The sequence below is a fragment of the Synechococcales cyanobacterium T60_A2020_003 genome, assembly GCA_015272205.1.
Taxonomy (GTDB): domain Bacteria; phylum Cyanobacteriota; class Cyanobacteriia; order RECH01; family RECH01; genus JACYMB01.
Window position 1 is genome coordinate 1 of record JACYMB010000072.1, and the last position, 5992, is coordinate 5992.

Genomic DNA, 5992 nt, shown 5'->3' on the forward strand with positions numbered 1-5992 from the left:
TCTCATCCCGACGCTCCCCTTCGGGAGAGCGCGGGGCTTCCCACCGAATAGCTAAAGAATCTCGTTAATCCGTGATTTTTCTGGGGTTCTTACCGTATGATCTTCTCAAACTATCCCCGGTCTGCTGGTGTCACCCATTTGGGTGACGGCGCTGGCTTTCACGGGTTGAGGTCAACATCTGAAACGTGAGGTACGACAATGCAACAACCCCGAGTATCAAAAAACCCCAACGACGGCAATCGCTGAGGTTCTTCTTGATATTCGATTCTTTAAATGATGGGCGGGAATGACTAACTTGAAACGCTTTGACCAGCCTTGATAGTTAGAAATTCCTGGTTAAGGCCCTCGCGGCAAACGCCGTCGATGCACTTGCGCTATGTGCTTATTATGGAGCATTTTCCACACATAGCAACAGTTTTCTATGCAATTTTTTTGCATCGGAGGCCCCCGACCCATCGTTGACAACGGGTTTGTGGGGCGTTTTTTTGTGCTACCCCCTGCCATTAGCTCTTTCCAGCGTTACGGACGGATTTGACGCCGTCGATCACGATCGCGGCAATGGCGCAGGCACAGTTACCCCACTTTCCCTCGTTCACCTTTACTTGGGAAACGCTTTGTTATGTGTGCGACCTTGATTAAAGCAATGCAGCATCCAACGGCTGCTTTTGAGACGGAATTCACTCACGCTTCTGGGATTCACCCCGATTTATACGCCACGGCAGTCCGCGTCGTTGGCGATTTGGAAAGTCAGACCGCCGGGGAAGCCGAAGCCCCGATCCATGACGCACTCAACTGGCGTTACCGTCGCTTCGGCCTCAAGGCCAATCAAGCCATCGTCGCTGCCTTGCTGCTGAATGAAGATGGCTCCTGCTGGCAGGCGAAGTTATCGGATCCAAAACAGGATAAAAAGTCGGGCAAGCTGCGGAAATACGAAACCCCCGTTGGCAATGGCGCACGCGCCTTTCTGCCTCCGGTTCCGTTGCAACTGCGACAGGTCTATGGCTGGAACATACCCGCAGGGGGATCCTTCTGGGATTGGATCGCTGCCCATCCTGAAATCCCCATTGTCCTGACTGAAGGGGGCAAGAAAGCCCTCGCCGCACTGTCACAGGGCTATGTGACGATCGCGCTCTATGGGATTAACGCCGGCGTCAGCAAGTACGAGACGATCGCGGGTGAGCGGATCCGCAAGCTCCAGACAGAATTGATTCCTGACTTGCAACGCTTTGCCCTCCCCGATCGACGTTTCATCCTCGCCTTTGACCAAGATGTAAAGCCCAGAACCCGGCATAAGGTTGAAGCGGCCCTCGCGGATCTATCGTGGCACCTTGAGCGATCGGGGGCCACCGTCCACGTCGCGGCCTGGGATGGTCAAAACGGACGCTGCAAAGGTCTCGATGACCTGATCGTGAATGCGGGGGTGGAGGCTTGGGCATCCGCTTACGCGGCGGCGCTCCCGGCCCACGAATGGCGGATCGGGCGACAACTGGCAGCTCAGGTTAAACGGCAACCAGACTTACACATCAGCGATCGGGAATTTGCAGCCGTTGCCAACGATTTGCCCCGAGCTGGGGTTATCGCCCTCTATGGCGGCAAAGGAACAGGCAAATCCGAAGCGATCGCCCAGTTGTTGGAGGGGCGGCCTTGGCTCTCATTCACGCCACTGGTCAGTCTGGGGCGTGACCAAGCCGCATCTTGGGGTGGGGTGTTCATTAACGATGGTGACGCGATCGGCTCCCAACTGCTCAAGGAAGGGGCACCCGTGCAAGGGGCGTCTGTCTGTATCCCTTCTCTGCTCAAAGTCCAACGGATCGCGAGCGAGATTCTGATTCTCGACGAGCTGACGGCGACCCTGGAATTCTTGCTCAGTTCCAAACTGGCGAATAAGGATGGACTTCGCCCCTTACTCCTCGCTGAATTTATCCATCGAGTCCAGACCGCTGACCTAGTTATCCTGGCTGATGCGGATTTGTCCGAGGAAGCGATCCAATATATCGAAACGATTCGGGGGGAACGTGCCTACTTGGTTAGGAGCGATCGTAAAGCATTAACCTACGCCGCCACGATTCTCGACGCACCCTTGAACTCCGCGATCGCGACGCTGATGGAACGGGTTGCGGTACTGCCTGAAGAGCAACTGATTTACATCAACTCGGATAGCAAAGCCTTGGCCGATAGCCTCGCTCGAATGCTGGAAGCGCAGGGGGTCAAGAGCCTGCTGATTACCAGTGAGACTAGCGGCGGGGAGCTCGAATCCGACTTCCTCGCCGGCAAGGGCGCAAGTCTGCCAGTCTTACTGCCGATGGGAATCAGGGCAATTATCACCAGTCCCACCGTAACCCAAGGGTTCAGTATCAAATCCCACACTGAGCAGATTGATTCCGTCTGGGGCTTCTACAAAGGCGGCAGCATTACCGCCCATGCCATGGCCCAAGCCCTCGATCGGGTACGGTCAAATGATGTGCCCCGCTTTGTCCATGTCGCGAAAAAGGGTTCAGCCTATAGCAAGCTGAGTCAGGCCCAAACCGTCACGGCCTTCCTCAAGGAATTCAAGCAAATTAGCAAAGCAGCAGTACGATTGACGCGGCATAGTCTCGCGCCTGATGTCTTAACCAAGGCCGAAGGCATCGATTGGCAGTCGCAGAACTGCCAGATGTTGGCGGCGCTGGAGGTGCGGCGGAATCGCGGGATGGTAGCGTTGAAAGACACCTTAGTCGCATTGTTGCGGCAGGAAGGAAAACCCGTCACCATGCTCAAACCGAAAGTCACCCAGGCGGAAATCAAGGCCGCTGGGGAAGCCCTCAAAACCGCCCGCAACCAGGCAAAGCTACTCCATGCCAACGCGGTGGCTCAGGCCAGACCGATCGATGATGCCCAGGCCAAACAACTCTCCGAGAAAACGGAAGCCCTCACACCCGAAGAAACCCTTAGCCTGACTCGCTGGCAGTTGAGCAAGTTCTATCAGCTGGAGGATCTAACAGCGGCGGATGTGCTGTTCGATCGAGCGGGGCGCACCCAACAGCAATTTCTCACCCTGGAAGCGGCACTCTCCCATGCCACCGCGATCGCGCGTAGTGCCAAGACGATTACCCAAAATGTTGAGACGCCTCAGGATTGGAGTCGCTGTGCGGTGCGCCGCTGGTTACTGGAACAGGCGGGCATGACCACACTGATCGCCCGGATTATGGCGCGGGAAGTGGACGATCTGACCCCGGAACAGACCGAACCGATCGCGTTGTTCATTCGCCATCATGCCACGGAGTTTCGCATGGGGTTTGGTTTTAGCAAGCTCGATGCGATGTCGAATCAGCAGATTATTGGCATCTTGCTGGCGAGCTGTGGGATTAAGACCCGACGACACCGGCGACGGGGCACGTACAGCATTGACCAGGCGCATCTGGCCTTGTTGTTGGCGGTGCTGCAACGGCGTCAGCAAGCCGATCCACATCCCTTAAGCAAAGAGATGAATACCGAGGTCTGGATCAGTGCTGAAGCCCCAGAAACTGCCAGTGTTGCGACCGATTCGACCCAGACGATTGCAGTGGAGATCCCGCCATTAGAAGGCGAGTTAGTTGATTGGGGCCAAGAGAGGGTGAGTCGAACGGCTTGAACGGCTTGATTGGCCAAAATCCGTATTTTCAACGCCGCGCGATCGGAGGAGAATCAGGATGATGATTCGACTTCGCGTGTTTGGTGTGGTGTTTTTATGAAAACGGAATCGGCACAGTTATTGGTGATGCTGCGGACGGTGTTGCAGATGCGGGCATTGACGCGAGAGCATAAGCGAATGCTGGTGGATGTGTTGCGCCAGTCGTCTCAGGAGATTGTGCGGGAAGCGTGGGTGGCGCTGTCGCCGACACAGTGTGAACGACTCTGGGAAATTGCGCGATCGGTCAGATATTAGGTCGAGATCTAACCCTTACTTCTATGAAGGCAATCTCGCTAATTTCATGATGGGTGTTGTACAATCCGTTCCATGATCATTACTGTTGTAAGTTTCAAGGGCGGAGTTGGTAAAACCACAACTGCCGTGCATATTGCAGAGTCCCTCAGTCATCGGCGTGGTCGGCGTGTTGTTCTGGGTGATGGTGATTTGAATAGAACTGCATTGAATTGGTATCAGCGTGGTTTATCGAATGGTTTAGATGTTGGGTTTACAGTATTTGATGGGGATGAGGACCCGCCAGAGGATTACACTGATTTGGTGATTGATACCCCAGCACGGCCTGATGACGATGAGATTATTCGATTGGCTAATTTTTCTGATTTGATGCTGATTCCGACAAGTCCTGCACCGGGGGCGATCGAGGCCGCAATTGGGACACTGACTCGTTTATCTGGAATATCTCAGAGTCGTTATCGGGTACTGTTGACGCTAGTTCCCCCACGCCCGTCTCAACGTGGTTTGAAGGCTCAGGAAGCACTCAAGGAATCGGGCATCCCGACTTTCAAGGGGATGATTCAGAGGCGTGACGTATTTATGGATGCGGAACTAGAAGGTTTTCCTGTCGGCAGGATGAAGGGAACGGTTGCAAAATTAGGTGCGGCTGATTATGACAAAATTGGACGTGAAGTTTGGCAATTAACGAAAGAGAGGAGATAAGCGGTGAGCCTCAATAAATTGATTCAAACCGCTGAGAAGCACCATGCGGCTCAGTCTCCTAAAACATCAACCAGTAGCTCGATATTTCCCCTTGAGAAGATTCAGTATCGTGTTCAAAATACGCGGGAACTGGACTCGGAGCATGTGAATGAGCTAGCGGAATCGATCGCAGTTTTAGGTTTGATTGAGCCATTAGCCATCGATAGCAAGGGAAGATTGTTAGCGGGGGGACACCGCTTGGCTGCGATTCAGCAGATTGAGGCCAATAACTCAACCGCTTTTCAGCAGCATTTCCCCGGTGGATTAGTTCCGGTACGCCATTTTGAATTTGATGCAGAAAAGGACGCGGACTTAGCGTTTCAAATTGAGGTGGCTGAGAATGAGAAACGCCGCGATTACACTAAGGATGAAGTCCGGGAGATCGCTGAGCGGTTGAAGTCAGCCGGATTTGTCGAATTGAAAGGCCGACCTAAGGCTGGGCAAAAAGCGTTGATGCCTGCGTTAAGTGTGGTTGTAGGGAAAAGTATTCGCCGAGTACGACAGTACCTAAATGAAGCAGAGCCGTCTCCAGAAAAGACGGCTGACGAAAGTCGGCAACTTTTCCTACTTTTACGGAAGGCAAGAAAATCTTTGGCGGCAGCTCAGGAAGTTGCTCTACAGGTTCGGGGCGTGAAGAGTGCCACTAAGTCTATTCCCTCAATCTTGGAACAGCTAGACGAAATACTGGAAAAGTTTGATGGTCCCTAAGAGTGCTGCGATTTGCTTCCTGGCTAAAGTCTTAACGAATTAAGTAGGAAACATTTCCGGCTTTTCATGATTGTTTCTTAGGGGGGGGCGTAGCGGCTTAAGATTAATCGCTGTCAGTAGGGCGGTTTAGTGCTAGAGCGTGATTAAACTGCTAACTTTGCCTAGCCGTTCCAGCAGCTCCGATTTGCGCATCCGCGCGGCATTGCGAATCCCCTGTTGTGTTGCGAGTTGGCGCAAAGCCCGCACCCCCATCTGGGCCGAAATCAACGTTGCCCCCTGAGCAACCATCGGCATTTGTTCCTGACCCGAAGCAGCGGTGCCAGTTTCCTCCTCTGGGGCCAACCGTACCCGAATGGTCTTCTGTGCCTCCTGCCAAGCCAATTTCATCACCTGCACCATGCCCAGCAGGACGATTGTGATCACGACCAGCACCGCTAGCCCGATCGCCCGTAGCAGTCGTTGTGTCTTCTCAGCAGTCAGTAATTTCCATGCCTGCTGCGCCTTCGGTTGAATTCGTCGATAGACCATCTGCGTCATCGCGATCGCGCCCAAACCCGCATCAATGATGTTGAGTAAGTTGAACATAATAGACTTTATCGGAAATAGTGGGGTGGTTGCCGGTTGCGACAAGGTTGTCCTTGG

Annotated in this window: 5 protein-coding genes; 4 read left to right on the forward strand and 1 reads right to left on the reverse strand. The window is 53.7% G+C overall.

The genetic code is table 11. The annotated features are described in order from the left end of the window. The first annotated feature begins 619 nt into the window (after window positions 1-619). The 4 genes from IGR76_03730 to IGR76_03745 all read left to right on the forward strand — a co-directional run bounded on the left by IGR76_03730 (window position 620) and on the right by IGR76_03745 (window position 5350). A complete protein-coding gene (locus IGR76_03730) occupies window positions 620-3610 on the forward strand; it encodes a DUF3854 domain-containing protein (protein MBF2077634.1) in 2991 nt (996 codons plus the stop codon). Window positions 3611-3706: 96 nt separating this feature from the next. Then, the gene (locus tag IGR76_03735; protein MBF2077635.1) at window positions 3707-3904 is read left to right on the forward strand and encodes a hypothetical protein; all 198 of its coding nucleotides are present in this window, start codon (window positions 3707-3709) and stop codon (window positions 3902-3904) included. 72 nt (window positions 3905-3976) lie between these two features. Next, window positions 3977-4603, forward strand: coding sequence for a ParA family protein (locus IGR76_03740; GenBank protein MBF2077636.1), 627 nt, complete (start codon window positions 3977-3979; stop codon window positions 4601-4603). Window positions 4604-4606: 3 nt separating this feature from the next. Continuing rightward, window positions 4607-5350, forward strand: a complete 744-nt coding sequence (locus IGR76_03745; GenBank protein ID MBF2077637.1) for a ParB N-terminal domain-containing protein — start codon at window positions 4607-4609, stop codon at window positions 5348-5350. 132 nt (window positions 5351-5482) lie between these two features. On the opposite strand, the gene IGR76_03750 is transcribed toward IGR76_03745, so the two are convergent. Continuing rightward, window positions 5483-5935: a Rho termination factor N-terminal domain-containing protein gene (locus tag IGR76_03750; protein ID MBF2077638.1), complete on the reverse strand. Its 453-nt coding sequence runs from the start codon at window positions 5933-5935 to the stop codon at window positions 5483-5485. Window positions 5936-5992: the final 57 nt, after the last annotated feature.